Source organism: Pedobacter sp. AC163, from assembly GCF_979258665.1.
Genome location: NZ_OZ409872.1, coordinates 3,028,812 through 3,048,801 on the forward strand (window position 1 = coordinate 3,028,812; position 19,990 = coordinate 3,048,801).

General features: G+C 38.1%; 21 protein-coding genes. 14 read left to right on the forward strand and 7 right to left on the reverse strand.

Annotation, left to right across the window (positions count from 1 at the left end; translation table 11 throughout):
* Positions 1–41: 41 nt before the first annotated feature.
* The 4 genes from ACZZZK_RS13055 (at position 42) to ACZZZK_RS13070 (ending at position 4,068) form a co-directional block, all read left to right on the forward strand.
* Positions 42–1,370: a D-alanyl-D-alanine carboxypeptidase gene (locus ACZZZK_RS13055; protein ID WP_463484515.1), complete on the forward strand. Its 1,329-nt coding sequence runs from the start codon at positions 42–44 to the stop codon at positions 1,368–1,370.
* Between the two features lie 62 nt (positions 1,371–1,432).
* The gene (locus ACZZZK_RS13060) at positions 1,433–2,467 is read left to right on the forward strand and encodes a glycosyl hydrolase family 18 protein (protein WP_463484516.1); all 1,035 of its coding nucleotides are present in this window, start codon (positions 1,433–1,435) and stop codon (positions 2,465–2,467) included.
* 3 nt (positions 2,468–2,470) lie between these two features.
* On the forward strand, positions 2,471–3,514 hold the full coding sequence (locus tag ACZZZK_RS13065; protein WP_463484517.1) for an aminotransferase class I/II-fold pyridoxal phosphate-dependent enzyme: 1,044 nt from the start codon (positions 2,471–2,473) through the stop codon (positions 3,512–3,514).
* A gap of 53 nt (positions 3,515–3,567) precedes the next feature.
* A complete protein-coding gene (locus ACZZZK_RS13070) occupies positions 3,568–4,068 on the forward strand; it encodes a SixA phosphatase family protein (RefSeq protein ID WP_463484518.1) in 501 nt (166 codons plus the stop codon).
* Between the two features lie 100 nt (positions 4,069–4,168).
* Here the strand turns inward: ACZZZK_RS13070 and ACZZZK_RS13075 are convergent, their stop codons facing one another.
* The 5 genes from ACZZZK_RS13075 to porX all read right to left on the reverse strand — a co-directional run bounded on the left by ACZZZK_RS13075 (position 4,169) and on the right by porX (position 8,845).
* The gene (locus ACZZZK_RS13075; RefSeq protein WP_463484519.1) at positions 4,169–4,846 is read right to left on the reverse strand and encodes a M15 family metallopeptidase; all 678 of its coding nucleotides are present in this window, start codon (positions 4,844–4,846) and stop codon (positions 4,169–4,171) included.
* Positions 4,847–4,894: 48 nt separating this feature from the next.
* Entirely contained in the window at positions 4,895–6,121 is a 1,227-nt protein-coding gene (locus ACZZZK_RS13080; protein ID WP_056850650.1) for an alanine dehydrogenase, read from the reverse strand.
* Between the two features lie 90 nt (positions 6,122–6,211).
* Entirely contained in the window at positions 6,212–6,748 is a 537-nt protein-coding gene (locus ACZZZK_RS13085; RefSeq protein ID WP_463484520.1) for a hypothetical protein, read from the reverse strand.
* A 51-nt stretch (positions 6,749–6,799) separates the two neighbouring features.
* On the reverse strand, positions 6,800–7,216 hold the full coding sequence (tsaE, locus tag ACZZZK_RS13090) for a tRNA (adenosine(37)-N6)-threonylcarbamoyltransferase complex ATPase subunit type 1 TsaE (protein WP_463484521.1): 417 nt from the start codon (positions 7,214–7,216) through the stop codon (positions 6,800–6,802).
* A gap of 75 nt (positions 7,217–7,291) precedes the next feature.
* Entirely contained in the window at positions 7,292–8,845 is a 1,554-nt protein-coding gene (gene porX / locus ACZZZK_RS13095; RefSeq protein WP_463484522.1) for a T9SS response regulator signal transducer PorX, read from the reverse strand.
* Between the two features lie 111 nt (positions 8,846–8,956).
* Between porX and ACZZZK_RS13100 the strand changes: the two genes are divergently transcribed.
* The 10 genes from ACZZZK_RS13100 (at position 8,957) to ACZZZK_RS13145 (ending at position 17,598) form a co-directional block, all read left to right on the forward strand.
* Positions 8,957–10,180 carry an HD domain-containing protein gene (locus tag ACZZZK_RS13100; protein WP_463484523.1) on the forward strand — a complete coding sequence of 408 codons (1,224 nt, stop codon included), beginning with the start codon at positions 8,957–8,959 and terminating at the stop codon, positions 10,178–10,180.
* A 122-nt stretch (positions 10,181–10,302) separates the two neighbouring features.
* A complete protein-coding gene (gene lpxD / locus ACZZZK_RS13105) occupies positions 10,303–11,379 on the forward strand; it encodes a UDP-3-O-(3-hydroxymyristoyl)glucosamine N-acyltransferase (RefSeq protein WP_463484524.1) in 1,077 nt (358 codons plus the stop codon).
* The gene (locus tag ACZZZK_RS13110; RefSeq protein WP_463484525.1) at positions 11,369–12,781 is read left to right on the forward strand and encodes a bifunctional UDP-3-O-[3-hydroxymyristoyl] N-acetylglucosamine deacetylase/3-hydroxyacyl-ACP dehydratase; all 1,413 of its coding nucleotides are present in this window, start codon (positions 11,369–11,371) and stop codon (positions 12,779–12,781) included. The genes lpxD and ACZZZK_RS13110 overlap by 11 nt, the downstream gene beginning before the upstream one ends.
* Complete coding sequence (gene lpxA, locus ACZZZK_RS13115) at positions 12,781–13,566, forward strand: acyl-ACP--UDP-N-acetylglucosamine O-acyltransferase (protein WP_029274294.1); 786 nt, start codon at positions 12,781–12,783, stop codon at positions 13,564–13,566. Before ACZZZK_RS13110 ends, lpxA begins: the two co-directional genes overlap by 1 nt.
* A 38-nt stretch (positions 13,567–13,604) precedes the next feature.
* On the forward strand, positions 13,605–14,066 hold the full coding sequence (locus ACZZZK_RS13120) for a GNAT family N-acetyltransferase (protein WP_463484526.1): 462 nt from the start codon (positions 13,605–13,607) through the stop codon (positions 14,064–14,066).
* Between the two features lie 21 nt (positions 14,067–14,087).
* A complete protein-coding gene (locus ACZZZK_RS13125; RefSeq protein ID WP_463484527.1) occupies positions 14,088–14,702 on the forward strand; it encodes an ABC transporter ATP-binding protein in 615 nt (204 codons plus the stop codon).
* A 590-nt stretch (positions 14,703–15,292) separates the two neighbouring features.
* Positions 15,293–15,853, forward strand: a complete 561-nt coding sequence (efp, locus tag ACZZZK_RS13130; protein WP_463484528.1) for an elongation factor P — start codon at positions 15,293–15,295, stop codon at positions 15,851–15,853.
* 129 nt (positions 15,854–15,982) lie between these two features.
* Positions 15,983–16,543, forward strand: a complete 561-nt coding sequence (efp, locus tag ACZZZK_RS13135) for an elongation factor P (protein ID WP_056850640.1) — start codon at positions 15,983–15,985, stop codon at positions 16,541–16,543.
* 325 nt (positions 16,544–16,868) lie between these two features.
* A complete protein-coding gene (locus ACZZZK_RS13140; protein ID WP_463484529.1) occupies positions 16,869–17,429 on the forward strand; it encodes a 5-formyltetrahydrofolate cyclo-ligase in 561 nt (186 codons plus the stop codon).
* Between the two features lie 10 nt (positions 17,430–17,439).
* Positions 17,440–17,598 carry a hypothetical protein gene (locus ACZZZK_RS13145; RefSeq protein WP_463484530.1) on the forward strand — a complete coding sequence of 53 codons (159 nt, stop codon included), beginning with the start codon at positions 17,440–17,442 and terminating at the stop codon, positions 17,596–17,598.
* Between the two features lie 150 nt (positions 17,599–17,748).
* Here the strand turns inward: ACZZZK_RS13145 and ACZZZK_RS13150 are convergent, their stop codons facing one another.
* Positions 17,749–18,756, reverse strand: a complete 1,008-nt coding sequence (locus tag ACZZZK_RS13150) for a formimidoylglutamase (protein WP_463484531.1) — start codon at positions 18,754–18,756, stop codon at positions 17,749–17,751.
* Complete coding sequence (gene hutI, locus ACZZZK_RS13155; protein WP_463484532.1) at positions 18,734–19,975, reverse strand: imidazolonepropionase; 1,242 nt, start codon at positions 19,973–19,975, stop codon at positions 18,734–18,736. Before hutI ends, ACZZZK_RS13150 begins: the two co-directional genes overlap by 23 nt.
* Positions 19,976–19,990 lie beyond the last annotated feature (15 nt).

Consider the following 19,990-nt stretch of genomic DNA (forward strand, 5'->3'; position numbering starts at 1 on the left):
TTAATAAATTAGTTGGTAATTATCATTTCTAAACTTTCAGCATGCCTATTTATAAAATCCATTCTCAGCTCCTTACACTTTCTCTTGCGTGTGTATTGGTAATTTCCAGTTGCTCTACCAATAAAATGATTTCCAAAAAGGTAGCTAAAGAATTCAAAAATTCGACGGTGATAAAGCAGTACCAAGTGGGCTTTGCGCTTTATAACATGGACGATAAAAAGATGATTTATGAGAAAGATGCAGATAAGTACTTCTCGCCAGCATCTAATACCAAGCTTTATACCTTTTTTGCAAGTTTAAAAATGTTGCCAGAGCAAATGCCAGCTTTGAAATACATTGAACGTAACGACTCTTTAATTTTCTGGGGCACCGGCGACCCATCGTTTCTACAATTTGCGGTCAAAGATAAGTCGGCCTATAATTTTCTTCAAGCATCAAACAGAAAACTATTTTTTGCACCTGGAAGGTATTTAGGTGCGTTTTTTGGCGATGGCTGGAGTTGGGATGATTACGATTATTATTATCAACCCGAAATTACCGAGATGCCGATAATGGATAATATGGTTACTTCCACCTATCAATCTCCCGGTAAAATTAATATTTCACCAAAGGTTTTTGCACATTGCTTCGAGGTAGATTCGAGCAAAACAACTGGCGGGTTCCAGGTAACCAGAGATTTTTTAACCAATCATTTTCGCTATCCTTTGGTTGAAGTGAAGCCCAATTACAATCAGCAAAACCCTTACAAAACCAGCATTCAAACAACTTTGGAGGTACTTTCGGATACACTACATAAAAGTGTTGGCGTTATAAAAATGAAAATCCCTGCCAATGCGAAAACACTTCCAGGTGCCAAACGCGATTCCGTTTTAAAACACATGATGTTGCCAAGCGATAATTTTATTGCCGAACATTTATTATTGGTTTGCTCCAATCAAATTAGCGACACTTTAAGCACTACAAAAGCCATTCAGCATATCACTAAAAACTATTTATCTTTTTTGCCTGATAAGGTAAAATGGGCTGATGGATCTGGCCTTTCCCGTCAGAATTTATTTACCCCACGAGATAATATTTATTTACTCGATTCCATTTATCACCTGGTAAGTAATAGAGAAAAACTTTTTGATATGCTCCCGGCTGGAGGAAAAAGCGGAACGCTCAGAAACGCCTATCCTAAAACTGATCAGCCATTTGTTTATGGCAAAACCGGATCGTTAGGTGGCGTTCACAATCAAAGCGGTTATGTACTTACTAAAAAAGGTAAAACGTATATATATTCCTTTATGAATAATAATTTCATTAATCCTACAAGTGAAGTAAGAGCAGAAATGGTCAGAATAATGACTTATATCCATGAAAATTTTTAGTGCAAAGCCTCAGAAAATTCAATTGGTGCAGAATAGATAAGCCTTAATAAACCGCTAACCCTATGAGAAAAATCTACTTATTGCTGGGCGTCGCATTGTCGCTTGGAATCAGCTCCTGCAAAAAAAGTGAGGGTGGCGTTGAACCCCCTACACCGATAGACCCAACAATACCCACAACACCTTATATTGCTGACAATAGTTTTAAGGTTGTAGCTTATTTTCCAAGTTACCGCGATCCAAATGGAGTTGCCGATGCAAAATATAAAATGATTACGCATTTGTTTTATGCTTTCCTAAATCCAAATACGGATGGATCTTTAGCCAACCTCGAACAACCCTCACGGTTTTCGTCGGTAATGCAGAAAGCGAAAGCAAATGGTGTTAAAACAGGAATTTCGGTTTCGGGCACCCGCAGCATTTTCATTGAAATGGCTGCTTCAGTAACAGCAAGAAAGCTTTTTGTAAAGAACGTTGTAGCTTTTGCCCGGACCAATAACCTTGATGGCGTAGATATGGATTGGGAATATCCAAGTACCGCAGATGGATCGGCAGATAATTATGTGCTCCTGATGAAAGAACTTTCTGATTCGCTGCACAAATATCCCAAGTTTTTAAGTGCTGCCATAACTCCCGGAGTTTATGCCGGTAGCATTCGCGATGGATTAAAAAGCGAGGTTTTTCCTGCTGTTGATTTCTTTAATATCATGGTTTATGACGGCATTGGCTGGGATAAGAATGAACCCATCCAGCATGCTTCTTACAATATGGCAGTGGCCAGCTTGAATTATTGGATGGGCACACGTGGTATGCCAAAAGAAAAGGCGGTTTTAGGAATTCCTGCTTATGGAAAAAATGCTTCGAATGCTTCTAAAGCATATCGCGATTTTGTAGCCGCCAATGCTGATGTTAATTTGGATTACGCCACAATTGATGGTGTTCAGTATTATTATAACGGCATACTAACAACGAAGAAAAAAGCTAAACTTGCAAAAGAAACTGCCAATGGCATCATGTTTTGGGAATTCTATCACGATGATAACGGCAACAAATCAATCATTAGGGCAGCCAATGATGAATTGGGCAGAAATTACAATTAATAAATGAATACCAATTTCAGATCGGTTAGGGGGCCATTCTCTAATAAAATTACCATTGATGGAGAATCCTATCTTTATTTCGGCGGAACGGCTTATCTCGGGATTCCACAAGATCAGGATTTGATCGATTTATATATCGAGGGCATTAAGAAATTCGGTTTGAATAACGGCACCAGCAGGAGTAATAACATTCAATTGGGCATTTATGATGAAGGCGAATGTGAAGCTGCCCGGCGATTTTCTGCTGAGGATGCCTTAATTACATCCAGCGGTTATTTGGCGGCACAACTTACCGTTAGAACTTTAGCCACGTTTGGAAACGTTGTTTATGCTCCTTCCACTCATCCTGCATTGTGGTTAAACGAATCTCCTGAAGTATTGTCGTCGTCTTTTTTGGAATGGAAAACTGAGGTTGTTGCATTAATTAATAAGGCTGAGCAGCAAAACTGGGTGCTGATTAGCAATTCGATGAACAACCTTTTCCCTGAAATTTATGATTTCGACTTTCTGAAAGAAATCTCATCTGATAAAAATATAATACTGATTGTTGATGATTCTCATGGAATTGGGGTAAACAACAAGGCATTAGGCGCCTTTGCTAACTTACCGAAATTTAAAAACTTAACTTGCGTGGTTGTTGCATCTATGGCAAAAGCACTTGGGGTAGACGCAGGAATAGTGCTCGGCGATAAAAAAATAATCAGGCAACTTAAAAGCAGCAACATATTTGTAGGCGCTTCTCCCCCTGCCGCAGCTGGAATTTATGCATTTATCCATGCTGAAGAAATTTATCGTCGTGCTTGGAAGAAGCTTCAGGAGAATATATCCAGGTTTAGAAATTCCTTAAATCCAACCTGGAAGTTTGAGCAAGATTTTCCAGCTTACTTTCTCAATTACCCAGCTTTAAGCGATGATTTATTAAGAAAAAAAATCCTGATCTCATCTTTTCCTTACCCAAACGCAGACAGTGACCCCATAAACAGGATTGTGCTAAGTAGCTGGCATGAGCCGGAGGATATTGAAACTTTAATAAGAGCCCTGGTTTAAGTCTAAGTAAGACAAGTATGGCACAAACCAATAAATTTTCTAATCTTTATAAAATGAAACGATTGATTTTTTTCTTCTCGCTATGTCTGCTATTGTCAACTGCTGTTTTAGCGCAAAATACCGAAGTTTGGGTAGTTCGCCATGCCGAAAAAGACAAATCAAACCCTGAAGATAAAGATCCAAACCTTTCGGATGAAGGCAAAATTAGAGCGGGTGACTTAGCTACGTTTTTGAAGAATGTGAAGTTTGATGTAGGATACAGCACAGCATATAAAAGAACCCATCAAACATTAGATTCGTTAATTATCCCGAAGGTTATTAATTACACTGACCCGAAATCATTGGTAGACTCCGTTAAAAAAAATTATAGCGGTAAAACCGTAATTATTGCTGCTCACTCGAATACCGTTTTAGAAATTATTGAAGCTTTTGGTGGGAAACGACCAATGGAAATGCTAACGGACGATGATTACGATTATATTTTTCGATTGACCGTGAAAGATGATAAAGCCAAGGTGAAAAAAGATCAATACGGAAGACCTCATCATCTGTAGTTGGGAGTTGAGGGCTTGGAGTTGAGAGCTTGTTTACAAACTTTTTAAAACGAATGGCAATCGCACAAATGACTAATGAGCAAATGAACTAGCGAATTTGCTATAGTTTCTCAAAAGGAATATCCATCAAATCATATTGTTGCCAGCCAGAAAAATCATAATGCCACCATTCGTTATCTAACACATTCAATTGATATTTCTTCATGGTGGCGATTAATAAATCGCGGTTCTTTTTAACTTCTGCTGACACCGGCTCGTAGTTGGCTGCAGCTGCTGCTGAAAAACTATCGTAAGGCGTCGCCATTGCCACTTCTTTTCCCGTTTTTAAATCAATTAACGTCAAATCTACGGCACAACCTCTGTTGTGTTTTGAACCTTTCGCAGGGTTAGCCACAAAGTTTTTATCGCTGGCCTTTTTATAAAACTCAACAGTGATAGCGTAAGGGCGGTAGCCGTCGAAAATCTTTAGTCCGTAACCTTTTTTATTTAATTCCCTCTGGATTTTTTTTAGCGATTCTACAACTGGTTTGCGGGCAAAGGCCCTCGCCTGTTTGTACATCACCTGTTTCATAAAATTATTCTTCGTAGCATAACGAATATCTAATTTGATGTTAGGAATTGCTTTTTTAATCTCTACCAATTCATTATTCGGATTGGTTTTTATAGATGCCAGATATTGGTTGTACGAACTCACCACCACGAGTTTTGCCGGCGAACTGTTTTGAGCGAAAGTTGAGAATGAAAAGATCAGAAATAAAAAGAGGAGTTTGATTTTCATGTTAATGGGTATTTCACTTAGGTCGTCGTTGCTGAGGCACGAATATGATTACTGATTCGAAACCACGAGCAACTCCAAATCTTTAAATGGCAAATTAAACATATCGGCAAGATCTTTATTTGTACAATTTCCCTGGTAAATGTAAAGAGCTTCGCGAATGCCTGGATTATTCCAAACCATATTCATCAATCCTCCAAACTCACCAATATCCAGTAAAATTGGCGCAAAAATATTCGTCAATGCGTAAGATGCTGTTCTGGGAACCCGAGATGCGATATTCGGAACACAATAATGAATCACATCATACTTTCTAAAAATTGGATTGGTGTGGTTAGTTACTTCCGAAGTTTCAAAACAACCGCCCTGATCAATGCTAATGTCGATCACCACCGAATGTGGTTTCATTTTAGCCACCGTTTCTTCCATCACCACACAAGGACTTCTGCCATGACTGGCACGGATAGCACCAATTACTACATCGCAAGTTACAATAGCTTTATTTAAAACAATCGGCTGCATCACTGATGTAAAAACGCGACTCCCTAAATTGTTTTGTAAACGGCGCAACCGATAAATCGAGCTATCAAAAACCTTTACTTCAGCACCAAGTGCCAATGCTGTTCTGGCGGCATATTCTCCTACCGTTCCAGCGCCTAAAATTACAATCTCTGTCGGCGGAACCCCTGTAAAACCACCTAACATCAGCCCTTTTCCACCGGTAACATTGCTTAAATATTCGGCAGCAATTAAAATTGAAGTAGAGCCTACAATTTCACTCATTGCCCGCACTACACTCAACACATTCCCCTCATCACGCAAGTTTTCAAAACACAAAGCATTAATCTTTTTCTGCATTAATGCTTTCAAATAATCTTGCTTTAAAGTTCCGGTTTGCAACGAAGAAATCAAGGTCTGCCCTTTGTGCATCATCTCAATTTCTTCCAGCATGGGTGGTGCAATTTTCACCAGGATATCCGAATCGAAAACCTCTTTTTTATCATAAGCGATTTTTGCACCTTGCTCAGCATATTCTGAATCAGAAAAATTTGCAGCTGTTCCTGCGCCACTTTCTAATATTACCCTATGGCCATTGTTAACCAACAACGCAACCGAAAGTGGTGTTAGCGCAATTCGATTTTCCTGAAAAGAAATTTCTTTTGGTATTCCGATGTTCAGGCTATTTTTCCTGTTTCTGGTTTCTAGTGTCGCCTCTTGTGTTTGCAATAAACCCTGACGAGCGATATCGGCCATTCCTTCGCGTAATCCTGTAGCCATGCTGCTTAAAAATATGTTAGTTTTAGGTTGTTCAAGGTACGGAAAATGTAATAAATATCAGTCTCTTAAAAGTAAGAACACTCCAAATTGTTATTTCCACACTACAGCAACATCATTAAAGATAAAGGTACCTTTCTCAAATAGCCCCGTTCTATAATAACTTAGCCCAATCAATTTTATCATTTGCGTGGAGGGCAATACGTTCTTGATAATAATTTTCGTTTCTAAAGGAGTTTCAGTATATAGCATATTTCTCGAATTCGCATCGCCAATTTTAACGTCGAAGGTTGAAAAATTATTACCCTGAATATCTGTTAAACTAACTTTTTCAAATTGGAATTCACTGTTAGCCTTGTGGTTGATTATAAAACAAGTGACTGTCATAGTTTGCTCTTTTATGTTGCCTTCACATTTAGTGAAGTTAAAGGTTAGGCCACCTTGCTCAACACTTTTAACAGGAGTTAAAATATTTAAAGACTTTCGAAAATATTCGTTCTCTTTAGACAGCGCTTTAATGCTTTCAGCGAGCTGATCATTTTTCTTTTTCAAAGAATCACACTGTAAATTTTGTGAAAACCCGTTATAGACAAAACTGATACACACGAGGATTAAGGCGAGATTTTTCATATTGCTTTTTTAAATGAATATAGCAATAAGTTGTAAGATTACATTAGTGAATTATACCTTACTGAAACTGAATACTCTCCGATTCTCGTCGACAATAGCTATCTCAACTTTTACAAGATGATCTGGCAATAACTCGGCTACTCTTTCAGGCCATTCAATCAAACAAATGCCTCCACCATAAAAGTACTCTTCGTAGCCTAAATCGTATGCTTCCTGAATATCTTTGATGCGATAAAAATCAAAATGAAATACCGAACCGTTAGGACTTTCATATTCATTTACGATAGAATAAGTTGGGCTCGAGACCACATCCTCTATGCCTAACGTTTTGCAAAAAGTTTTAATAAAAGTGGTTTTGCCTGCGCCCATTTCTCCATCGAAAATGAAAATTTTTTCCCCCTTAGAAAATTCTAAAAGTTGTTGCGCTACCTGAGGCAAATCTGATAAACCATTAATTGCTATCTCCATTTTAAATTAATAAAGGCAAAAGTAATACATAAATGCATTACTTTTGCCTTCTTGTTCCGCTTTAGGATTTGGATATTATCTCGGCGAATACGTTACCACCGGGATAATCATTTCTTCCAATGAAATTCCTCCATGCTGGAAAGTTTCATTATAGTAATTTACAAACTGGTTATAGTTATTCGGGTAAACAAAATAGCTGTCCTCGCGGGCAAAAATATAACTGCTGCTAATGTTGATTTTTGGCAACAAAGCATCATGAGGGTTTTTAATTAGAAAAACCTCTTTAGCATTAAAATTCAGGTTTCTCCCTTGTTTGTACCTTAAATTTGTGTTCGTTGCCCTGTCGCCAATAACCTTAACCGGTTTTTTAACGCGAATGGTTCCATGATCGGTGGTGATGATTACTTTCACTTGTTTCTGTGAAATTTTCTTTAACAAATCCCAAAGTGGAGAATGCTCAAACCAAGATAAGGTTAGCGAACGATAAGCGGCATCGTCGTTTGCCAATTCACGGATCATCTGCATGTCGGTACGGGCGTGACTTAACATATCAACAAAGTTGAAAACAATTGCATTGAAATCATTCTGAAGCAAGTTATTGGTTTGCTCAACCAAATCTTTCCCTTGCTCAAATGTTAAAATTTTATTGTAACTAAATTTGCAATCCTTTCTTAAGCTACGCTTGATGTTGTCGGCCAGGAAAGTCTCTTCATGCATATTTTTGCCACCTTCATCATCATCATTTTGCCAAAGCTGTGGGAAACGTTTTTCCATATCTAAAGGCATCAAACCAGAAAAAATTGCATTACGGGCATATTGGGTTGCTGTTGGCAAAATACTGGTGTACATATCTTCCTCATCAATTCTAAAATATTCAGAAATTAATGGGTTAATAATTTTCCATTGATCATAACGCAAATTATCGATCAGAATAAAAAATACTGGCGTGGTATCATTAATATGTGGGAAAGCTTTTTTCTTCAGCAATTCATTAGAAAGTAACGGCGCCTGATCTTTGTTTTTAATCCAGTCGAGATAGTTTTCTTCAATAAATTTGGTAAACTGAGTATTTGCTTCCTGTTTCTGCATGGTTAAAATCTCATGCATCTGCGGGTCGTCAAGCTTCTCCAGCTCCAGTTCCCAAAAAACTATCTTTTTGTAAACATCTACCCACTCTTCATAATTCAATCTATCGCCAAGCGTCATCCCCAAACGGCGAAAATCCTGCTGGTAAGCCATTGATGTTTTTTCGCTTACTAAACGTTTGTTATCAATCAGCTTTTTAATCGTTAATAAAACCTGTTTTGGGTTCACCGGTTTAATTAAATAATCATCAATTTTACTTCCAATTGCATCCTCCATCAAGTTTTCTTCTTCACTTTTGGTGATGAGTACAACAGGCACATCCGGATTTAGATTTTTGATGGCAGAAAGGGTTTCAATGCCACTCATTCCGGGCATATTTTCATCTAAAAAAACAAGGTCGAAATGGGTTTTACCGAAAGCTTCGAGCGCATCGTTACCATTGGTAAAAGTGGTTACTGCGTAACCTTTATCATTTAATAAAAGTATATGAGGTTTTAACAGGTCGATTTCGTCATCGGCCCACAATATTTTAGTTTCTTGCATGTTTTTGTAAAAATAGGTACGTATTGCCTTTTTATTTTGGCGGGTAAATCAATCTATAAATAAAAATAGCAATTTTTGTACCGTATCTATCTATTTAACTATTTTTAACGATTGAATAAGAAGAAAATAATAAACGATCCGGTTTACGGTTTCATCAACATTCCCTCAGAACTGGTTTACGATGTCATTTCGCATCCCTATTTCCAGCGTTTACGTTACATAAAACAACTAGGAATGACGCATTTGGTATATCCAGGTGCTTTACATACCCGTTTTCATCATGCTTTGGGCGCCATGCACCTCATGGGTTTGGCTATCGAAGTTTTAAGAAGTAAAGGCCATACAATAACCGAGGGCGAAGAAGAAGCGGCTATACTGGCTATTTTACTACACGATATTGGGCACGGACCATTTTCGCATGCCCTGGAACACTCGCTGGTTACGGGCATTAAGCACGAAGATATTTCAGCAAAGCTGATGCATGATTTGAATGATCATTTTGGCGGCAAACTAACACATGCAATAGAGGTATTCAACGGCACTTACCCGAAACGATTTCTTCATCAATTGATTTCCGGACAGCTGGATTTAGACAGGATGGATTACCTGAACCGCGATAGCTTTTTTACCGGTGTGAGTGAAGGGGTAATCAGTTTCGATCGGATTATCAAAATGTTTAATGTATTTGATGATGATTTGGTGATCGAAGAAAAAGGAATTTATTCAATTGAAAAATTTCTGATTGCTCGCCGTTTAATGTATTGGCAGGTTTATTTGCACAAAACGGTTATCGCCGGGGAGATGATTCTGGTGAAATTACTGGAACGGGCAAAGGAATTATCCGCCACAGGCGAAGATTTATTTGCAGCGCCTTCATTAAAATATTTTTTCGATCACGATATCAGCGAAACTAACTTTTTTTCGCAACATGAAAATCTCGAGCATTTCACTAATCTGGATGATCAGGATATATATGCGGCAGTGAAGGTTTGGGTAAAACATCCTGATAAAATACTATCAACGCTTTGCCAGATGCTTACCTCAAGAAATTTATATAAAGTAGAAATGAGCAATGAAAGGGCACCTGTAGATCGCGTTAATTTCTTGAAAGACGCTACCGTTGCTTTACTTGGAATTAAGCCTGAAGAAGCGAGATATTTCGTGTTTACCGATGCGATACAAAACCGGGCTTACAATGCCGGGGTTGGAAACATCAAGATTTTAATGAAAAATAACGATATTGTTGATATTGCCAAAGCTTCGGATTTATCGAACCTGGAATCCTTACAGAAAACAGTAGAGAAATATATTCTCTGCTACCCAAGAGGGATTTAAGATTAATTAACAAAATATTTAACTTTTACTGCCGTTTTAAGTCTTACTATTGTGTAAAATATACACGGTTTAACCTTGATAGGTTTTTTTGTTCATATCAATTTAACATATACCTTTGTACGATGCAATTTACTGCAAAGCAGATAAGCGAGTTTTTAAACGGTTCCATCGATGGTAACCCCGATGCAGCTGTTACCGAACTTTCTAAAATAGAAGATGGTAAAGAAGGCTCCTTGTCTTTCCTTTCTAACCCGAAGTATGAAAACTTCCTGTATTCCACGCAGGCTTCGGTAGTGATCGTATCAAAGGATTTCGCCCCTACACAACCCTATACCAGCACATTAATTCGTGTTGATAATCCATATAGTTCATTTACGGTTTTATTGGATAAATACAACGAAGCGGTAAACGCACAAGCTGCTCAATCTGGTATTGATAAGTTAGCTTTTGTACATCCAACAGCTAAAATTGGCAAAAATGTTTTTATTGATGCCTTTGCCTATGTTGCCGAAAATGTGGTAATAGGCGATGGAAGCAGATTAAATGCACAAACATTTGTTGGAGCAAATTCCAAAGTTGGCGAAAACAGCACTTTTTTCCCCGGTGTAAAAATTTATCACAACTCAATTGTTGGCGATCGTGTAATTATTCATTCCAATACCGTAATTGGAAGTGATGGTTTTGGCTTCGCTCCGCAGAAAGACGGAACGTACAATAAGATTCCTCAAATTGGAAATGTTATTATAGAAGATGATGTCGAAATCGGTGCAAATACAACTGTAGATCGTGCTACAATGGGTTCGACTATTGTAAAAAAAGGTGCGAAAATCGACAACCTAATTCAGATTGCCCACAATGTTGAAATTGGCGAAAACACGGTTTTAGCCGCTCAATCTGGTATATCCGGAAGCACGAAAATCGGCCCCAACAGTGTTGTTGGCGGTCAGGTTGGTATTGCAGGGCATTTAACTTTAGCTAAGGGCACCCAAATTGGTGCACAGGCCGGAATTAATTTCAACATCACCGAAGAAAATAAACAATGGCATGGTAGTCCGGCGCAACCCTTGCGCAACTGGATGCGTGCCTCGGTAATTTTTAAGCATCTACCCGATGTGGAAAAAAGAATAAACGCTCTAGAAAAAGAATTGGAAAGGCTTACCGCCGAATTGGAAAAGAATACAATACACAATGAACGTTAGACAAAAGACGATTAAACAAGAAATATCAGCCGCAGGTGTTGGTTTACACACAGGCGCTAATGTTACCCTTACTTTTTGCCCTGCGCCTGAAAATCATGGCTTCAAATTTCAACGTATTGATTTAGATGGACAACCGATTATTGATGCAGATGCAGATAATGTAACCGATACTTCTCGTGGAACAACTATTACACAAAATGGTGCAAGCGTGAGTACTGTTGAACATGTAATGGCCTCGCTTGTAGGAATGGACTTAGATAACGTTTTAATTAAACTTGATGGTCCGGAAACCCCGATTATGGATGGCAGCTCCATTCAGTTTATTGATTTATTGGAACAAGTTGGGCTGGTTGAACAAAATGCCGATCGTGAATATTTTACCATTCCTCATAACATCACCTATACAGAAGAAGATAGAAAAGTAGAAATCGTGGCTATGCCTCTAGATGACTACCGCTTTACTTGTATGATTGATTATAACTCGCCGGTTTTGGGCAGCCAACACGCTGGAATCAACACCATTGCCGAGTTTAAAAAAGAAATTGCTTCTTGCCGTACCTTCTGTTTCTTACATGAATTAGAGTATCAGCTTTCTCACAACTTAATTAAAGGTGGAGATTTAAATAACGCTATAGTTATTGTGGATAAAGAAGTTACTAAAGACGAATTAAGCCATTTAGCTAAACTTTTTAACCGTGCTGATATTGATGTGGCTCCGCAAGGTATTTTGAATAATATGGAGTTGCGCTATCAAAACGAGCCTGCCCGTCACAAATTATTAGATATGATTGGCGATTTAGCTTTAGTTGGTATGCACCTAAAAGGCCATATTATGGCAGCTCGTCCGGGCCATGCCGCTAACGTTGCTTTTGCCAAAAAAATAAAAGCCGCTATTAAAAAGGAAAAGAATAAAAAAATTCAGAAAGTGTACGATCCAAGTGCTAAGCCATTGTACGATGTTGTACAGATTATGGAAATTTTGCCTCATCGGCAGCCATTTTTATTTGTAGATAAAATTCTGGAGCTTTCTAAAAACCATGTTGTGGGCGTTAAAAACGTAACCATGAATGAAGAGTTTTTTAAAGGGCATTTCCCTGGCGCACCTGTATTTCCTGGTGTAATTCAAATTGAGGCGATGGCACAAGTGGGTGGTATTTTAGTTTTAAGTACCGTTCCAGACCCGAGTAATTACCTTACCTATTTTTTAAAAATCGATAACGTTCGCTTCAGAGCTCAGGTTCTTCCAGGCGATACGATAATTTTCCGCTGCGACTTGCTTGAACCGATCAGAAGAGGTATTGCTCAGATGAAAGGTGTTGGTATGGTTGGCGAAAAAATCGTTGTAGAAGCCGAGATGATGGCTCAAATTTCAAAAGTTAAACAAGCAGAACCAACCCAATAATGATACAACCTTTAGCATACATACATCCTCAAGCCAAAATTGCCGAAAATGTGGTAATTGAACCTTTTGTAGTGATACATAAAGACGTTGTTATTGGAGAAGGAACCTGGATTGGCTCGAACGTAACGATTATGGACGGTGCCCGTATTGGCAAAAACTGCCGTATTTTTCCAGGAGCAGTAATTTCTGGCGAACCGCAGGATTTGAAATTCGCCGGTGAGGTTACTACCGCCGAAATTGGTGATAATACCACCATTCGGGAGTGCGTAACCATAAACCGGGGCACAAAAGACAAATGGAAAACAACCATTGGCAGCAACTGTTTAATCCAGGCTTATTCGCACATCGCACATGATTGCGAGGTAGGCAATAATTGTATTTTCTCAAACAGCACGACTCTGGCCGGGCACATTACCATTGGAAACAATGTTGTTCTTGCTGGCTTGGTGGCTATTCACCAATTTGTTAAAGTGGGTTCTTACGCATTTGTAACTGGCGGATCGTTGGTTCGTAAAGATGTTCCTCCATATGTTAAGGCTGCCCGGGAGCCACTTTCTTATGCTGGTATTAACTCTGTTGGTTTGCGCAGAAGAGGTTTTACCAACGAACAGATAGATGAAATTCAGGAAATTTACCGTGTTCTTTTTGTAAAACATAATAACGTAACCAAGGCTTTAGATATGATCGAGGCCGAATTCAAACCAACAGAAATTCGTGATGAAATTGTAGATTTCATTCGCAATTCTAACCGTGGTGTAATGAAAGGTTTCGGAATGGGCAGCTAAGCCTCGAGCAGAAAGACCAAAGCTTAAAGCAATTATTCATGAGCAATTTAACACTAATCAGAACCAATTCAGACAATCCTGATTTTCGACAACTGGTTATTTTGTTAGATAAAGATTTAGCGGTTAGAGATGGTGATGAACATGCTTTTTATGCTCAATTTAATAAAGTAGATGCGATTAAGGAAGTTGTTATTGCTTTTGAAAACGAAATCACAGTTGCTTGCGGCGCAATAAAACTTTTCTCTGGAACAGCAGCCGAAGTCAAATGCATGTTTGTTCATCCTGATTACAGAAAGCAAGGTATTGCAGCCAAAGTTTTATCTGAACTGGAAAATTGGGCTGCAGAATTAGGCTTTAGTCGAACGGTTTTAGAAACTGGCAAAAAGCAACCAGAAGCCATTGCTTTATACCAGAAAAGCGGCTACAAGATTACACCGAACTATGGTCAGTATATTGGTGTAGACAATAGTGTTTGCATGGCCAAATCGCTAAATGTTTAATCACTAATCGCCAAACGCTTAATGAAAATCGTTTTAAATAATGTTGGCAGAAGGTTTAATAAGGAATGGATTTTTAGAAATCTCAGCACCGAATTCAGCACTGGCAACAGTTATGCTATTTTAGGCCCCAACGGTTCAGGGAAATCTACTTTATTGAGTGTTATAACTGGAAGTTTAACACCATCGGAGGGAACACTCTCATTTTCTGATGATAAAGAAATTGCCATAGAAGATATTTACAAACACATTAGTTTAGCTGCACCTTATTTAGAACTGGTAGAAACCTTTACTTTGAAAGAAATAATTAATTTTCATTTCAAGTTTAAGAATTTCGCGGCCGGCGTTGATGCTAAATCTTTGATTTCCATCTTGGGTTTAGAAAAATCAGCTAACAAAGAAATTAAGTACTTTTCATCGGGAATGAAACAACGAACTAAACTGGCTTTGGCCTGCTGCTCTAACTCGCCAATATTATTTTTGGATGAGCCCACGAGTAATTTAGACGTTCAGGGGATAAGTTGGTATCGAGAATTGATTGAAAAATTCACAAAAGACAGGTTAACAATAATTGGTTCAAACCAAATTCAAGAATACGATTTCTGCACAAAACAGATTCAAATAACTGATTTTAAATAGTATACACCCGCAACTCATTTAGAAGAAAACACTTCTTTTGTCATCATTTTGTATTATAAATTAATTTTAATAAAAATATTTTTTAATTGATAAATAGTTCTTACCTTTGCACCACCAAAAAGAGAAAGAAATTTTTTATTTATCTCTTTCAGGAAAACGATCATATTGTCCGTTTAACGGAAACAAAATATAAGGCTTTAAAAAGCGAAAAATTTTTTCATAGTTTAGTTTGAGGTTTAGGTTGATTATGCCTTTGGAGTGGTTCCCAAAGGCATTTCTTTTATACGGAAGTTTTTTTATCGAAAAAATCGTCACTGTGAGGCACGAAGCAATCTCTCCGTCAACATATTGCTTCGTACTTCGCAATGACGGAAATGGCGCATTACAGGAGTAAGCTTTTGTTTCTTGTAAAAATTGAAGTTCTCTAAACCCGATTGCACGACAATACTTTTTTGATAAACCTACTAGGTTTATTCTTACAAAAAAGATTGAAGTAAAAGCGGGACTACCGCAACCGATTATTACAGGTTTTGCTTTCCAATCAATAATCGTTTATTTAACTTTGATGCTCGAAAAAATCATAACATATAATGGCAAAGGCATCAGAAGTAAAAAGCGGAAACGTGCTTCGTTTTAACGGTGAGTTAACAAGTGTAGAAGAATATATTCATCGTACGCCAGGCAATTTAAGGGCGTTTTATCAAGCTCGCATGCGCAACGTTAAAACCGGAAAAATTGTTGAATACCGTTTCCGTACCGATGAAGAAGTGACCATTTGCCGTGTTGAAACCAATGATTATCAGTATTTATATGAAGATGGCGATTATCTTGTAGTAATGGATAATAATACTTTTGAGCAGTATAACATCCCAAAATTACTTTTCGGAAGCTCAATTAAATTTTTGAAAGAAGGTATGAATGTCACCATCGCTTTTGAAAGTGACGAGCCGATTGTTGCGCAATTGCCGAACAGTGTGGAGCTGGAAGTCACCTACACAGAGCCAGCCGTTAAAGGTGACACATCTACGAGTGCTCAGAAATATGCTACAGTAGAAACCGGTGCCGAAATAAGGGTTCCATTGTTTATAAACCAAGGCGACAAAGTGAAAGTAGACACCAAAACAGGCGACTACATGGAGCGGGTGAAGTAGAAAATTTAAGCTCTAAATTTCCTTAAACCTTAAGCCTTATCACTTAATCGTTTATAGGTTTTTACTAAAATAATTTTACCTTTGCCGACACAAAAAACTGAAATATAAATCCAATTAGGATCACATCATATGGCTAAAGCATCAGAAATTAAAAACGGTAACATCTTACGTGTAAATGGCGAGTTAGTTACTGTTGACGAATGGAATCACCGTACACCAGGTAAAGGCGGCGCTTTTTACACCGGTAAATTCCGTAATATTAAATCGGGCAGAATTGTTGAGGCTCGTATGGGTACAGACGAGGCTGTTGAAATTTGCCGTGTTGAAACTAGCGATTATCAATATCTTTACGAAGATGGCGATTATTTGGTAGTAATGGACAATAACACTTACGAGCAATACAACGTAGAGAAAACGCTGTTTGGTTCTGCAATCAAATTTTTAAAAGAAGGCATGAGTGTTATCGTTTCAATGGAAAGCGATGAAGCGATTATGGGTCAATTGCCAAACTTTGCAGAATTCGAAATTACCTATTCTGAGCCTGCGGTTAAAGGCGATACTTCAACCAACGCATTAAAAGCGGCAACACTTGAAAATGGCGTTGAGGTTAAAGTACCTATGTTCGTAAACCAAGGCGATAAAATTAAAGTTGATACGCGTACAGGTGAGTATGTAGAGCGTGTAAAATAAATTATAAAATCTTAAAACGAGCCCTTGGATTTATTTTCAAGGGCTTTTTTGTTTTAAAAAGACATCGATTAAAAGAAGTTAAATATTTTGAATGTGTGTTTTTCTTTTGCTTTAAGATCCCCAGTCAAGCTGAGGATGACGACGGTTCATAGTTGGTGTTTTATATATGATCTCATACATGACATTTTATCCTATCTCCTTACAAATCCGTCATTCCCACGCAGGTGGGAATCTTAAAGCGTTCGCTAATTCAACTCGTGTATCTTTCCTTTTTATCGAAAACACCCGAAATTTCTAATTGTTATATTTGTCTAAACGTGAAGCCATGTTAAAATCCGAAATCAGAAAACAAGCTTTAAAAGATAGATTAGCGATTAGCGATACGGAATATGAATCGCTAAATATTGGATTGCTAAATCAATTCGTTAAGCTGGATTTTAGTGCAGTGAAAACGCTGCATATATTTTTACCCATCATCGAAAAAAGAGAACCAAATACTTTTCTGCTCATCGAATGGCTGGCAGAACATCATCCTGAAATCAAAATCATTGTTCCGAAGGCTGATTTTGAAACCGCTTTAATGACCAATCACGAATACCTGGGTGTGGATGATTTGAAGAACAATTTGTATAACATTTTAGAACCGCAAAAAGGCATGATCCATAATGGTGAAGTAGATATGGTTTTAATCCCATTACTTGCTTTTGATAGCCAGGGTTATCGTGTAGGCTATGGTAAAGGCTTTTACGACCGTTTTCTTCAAAATATAAATGCTCAAAAAATAGGGCTATCTTTGTCGCCTGCAATTGATAAAGTTGATGATGTGAATGAACACGACATCGCTTTAGATTTTTGCATCACACCAACAGAAACTATCAAATTTTAAGCTTTTAATCATGGCACAGGAAATCGTTATCAAAACCGAAAAACAGTATGAAGAGAACATGATTGCGGTATTTGAATTGCAGGAAAAAGAAGAGCTTACCGCCGATGATTTAAAGCAAATTGAGCTGATGTTGAAGGCTGGTGAGAAATACGAGGAAGAGCATTTGTAAGATATTCTCCTAAAGATTATATCGACTTTTTTAGACCCTAACCCCTTCAAAGATTTCTCCCCTTCGGTCGAAATGACGGTCGGATTAACCCTTTCTTAGAATTTTACCTGCATAATATCAGCGTGAAACCTCAAAATCTGCGGGAACAAGTTAGGCTTGTGCCTTAACAAAATCACTGATCAAATAAGCAATCAGTTTCGATGTTAATTTACTAACTCTGCCATCAAGCAACCTGGTAGCTCCCTCGCTGATATGCATATAGGAAAAATGAGTTCTAGTGGTTAAAATCAATTTCCTAATCTCATTTACTGTAAATCCCGAGGGTGTTTCCGCACTGGAAAGCACGTTTTGAATGCAATCTAAATCTATCTCTAAACCTGCGACAGAGTCAATCTTCGCAATGAAATCTTGATCATCGGTGCCTTTCAAAATATCATCAAAAAAAACCGCGTTAAGCTTAAAATTGGTTTCAATTTCATTTACTGTCGCCTCATTATTATAGTTTTGATGCAGGCCATACATATAATAATTGGCTAAATAATCTTCTGCCAGAGCATAAGTAAATCCGTTGCCACTATGCCTCCCCTCCTGCTTACGCAGATCGGCATGAGCATCGATATTCAAAACATCAATCGCTTGATTCTTTGCTAAAGAGGTTCCTTTAATAATTGGATAAGCATTGTTATGTCCACCACCAATCACAATAGGAATTTTTCCGGCAGATACAATTTTTTCAATGATAGGATAAACCAAATGATCAATCTCGGCAACTTTATTCCTCAATCCGATGATTGATAAATCATTGGGTTCTTCGATTTCAAAATGCCCGAGCACCAAAACATCTTCTCCAGATAAAAAGCGATTGCTTTGGATATTTAAGAAGGCCATCAACGCTGACTTCCATGTTGTGGAGGCACCTGCAATTCCTGCATTCGCCCTAACACCAATATCTTCTGGGATACCTAAGAGCACAAACTTGGCTTTGCTTTTCGCTAACCCATCAATAGAAATTGCCACGTTCGGAAAAAAATCCTCCTCTCCGTCAAGATATACCTCAACCTTTTCGCCAATTTTGGTTTCACCGTCACGATAAATAATCAGCTTATCTATATCACTTTGTGAATATATTTTCAGGCTATCCATTATAAATTTCTCCATTTAAAATGATGGTTTTTATTTGCGTTTCGCCGAAACTATAAGGCAGGTAGGCGATTGAAGGCATCGGTTTAGTGATGAAAAAATTGGCTCGTTTACCAATAGCAATACTTCCATAATCGCTACTTATTTCCATGGCTGCCGCTCCGTTTAAAGTTGCTGCGTTAATAGCCTGCTCCGGTTGCATTTTCAATTTTATGCAGCCCAACGAAACCACAAAGTTCATATTTCCTGATGGTGTCGAACCTGGATTGAAATCACTGGCCAGTGCAACTGCTACATCGGCATCAACTAAACTTTTAGCATTGGCAAATGGAATCCCCAGGTAAAATGAACACGATGGCAATAGCGTTGCGATGGTTGATGATGATTTTAAATTCTCTATTGTTTCTTCATTAGTTTCTTCGAGATGGTCGAAAGAAATGGCATTGTTTTTAACCGCAATTTCGACAGCACCCGAAATGGAAAGTTGGTTAGCATGGACTTTAGGTTTTAATCCGTATTTGGCTCCAGCCACTAAAATTTGTTCGGTTTCATCGACAGAGAAAAATCCTCTTTCGCAAAAAACATCAATATAGTCGGCTAGTTTTTCTGCGGCAATTTGGGGCAGCATTTCGTTGATGATTAAATCAATATAACCTTGATGATTGTCTTTAAATTCATTCGGATAGGCATGAGCAGCCAAAAATGTCGCTTTAATAGGAATTGGAAAAACACTTTTCAACCTTTGAATTACCCGCAGCATTTTAATTTCGCTCTCTACGGTTAAGCCGTAACCACTTTTAATTTCTACAGCACCAGTTCCTTGTAAAATCATTTGTTTCAACCTTATGGATGCACTTTTGAATAGTTCATCTTCAGTAGTATTTTGAAGTTTAGCGGCAGAGTTCAAAATTCCTCCTCCTGCTGCGGCAATTTCTTCATAACTTCTACCCTGAATTTTTAATGCGAATTCTTCCTCACGCGAAGCGGCAAAAACAATATGTGTATGACTATCGCACCACGATGGAAAAACATATTTGTCTTTTGCGGAGAGTTGTGGAGATAATTGAGAGACGGGAGATGGCATTTCGCTCATCTTACCAAAATCTTTAATCAAATTATCTTCTATTAAAAGCCACGCGTTCTCCAAAACAGGCAAATTGCTCATCTCGCTTCCACGAAGAACCAACTTATCTTTCGGATGTAAACCCACAAGGCCTTTAATGTTTGTAATGAGCATATGGTTGACTGGTTA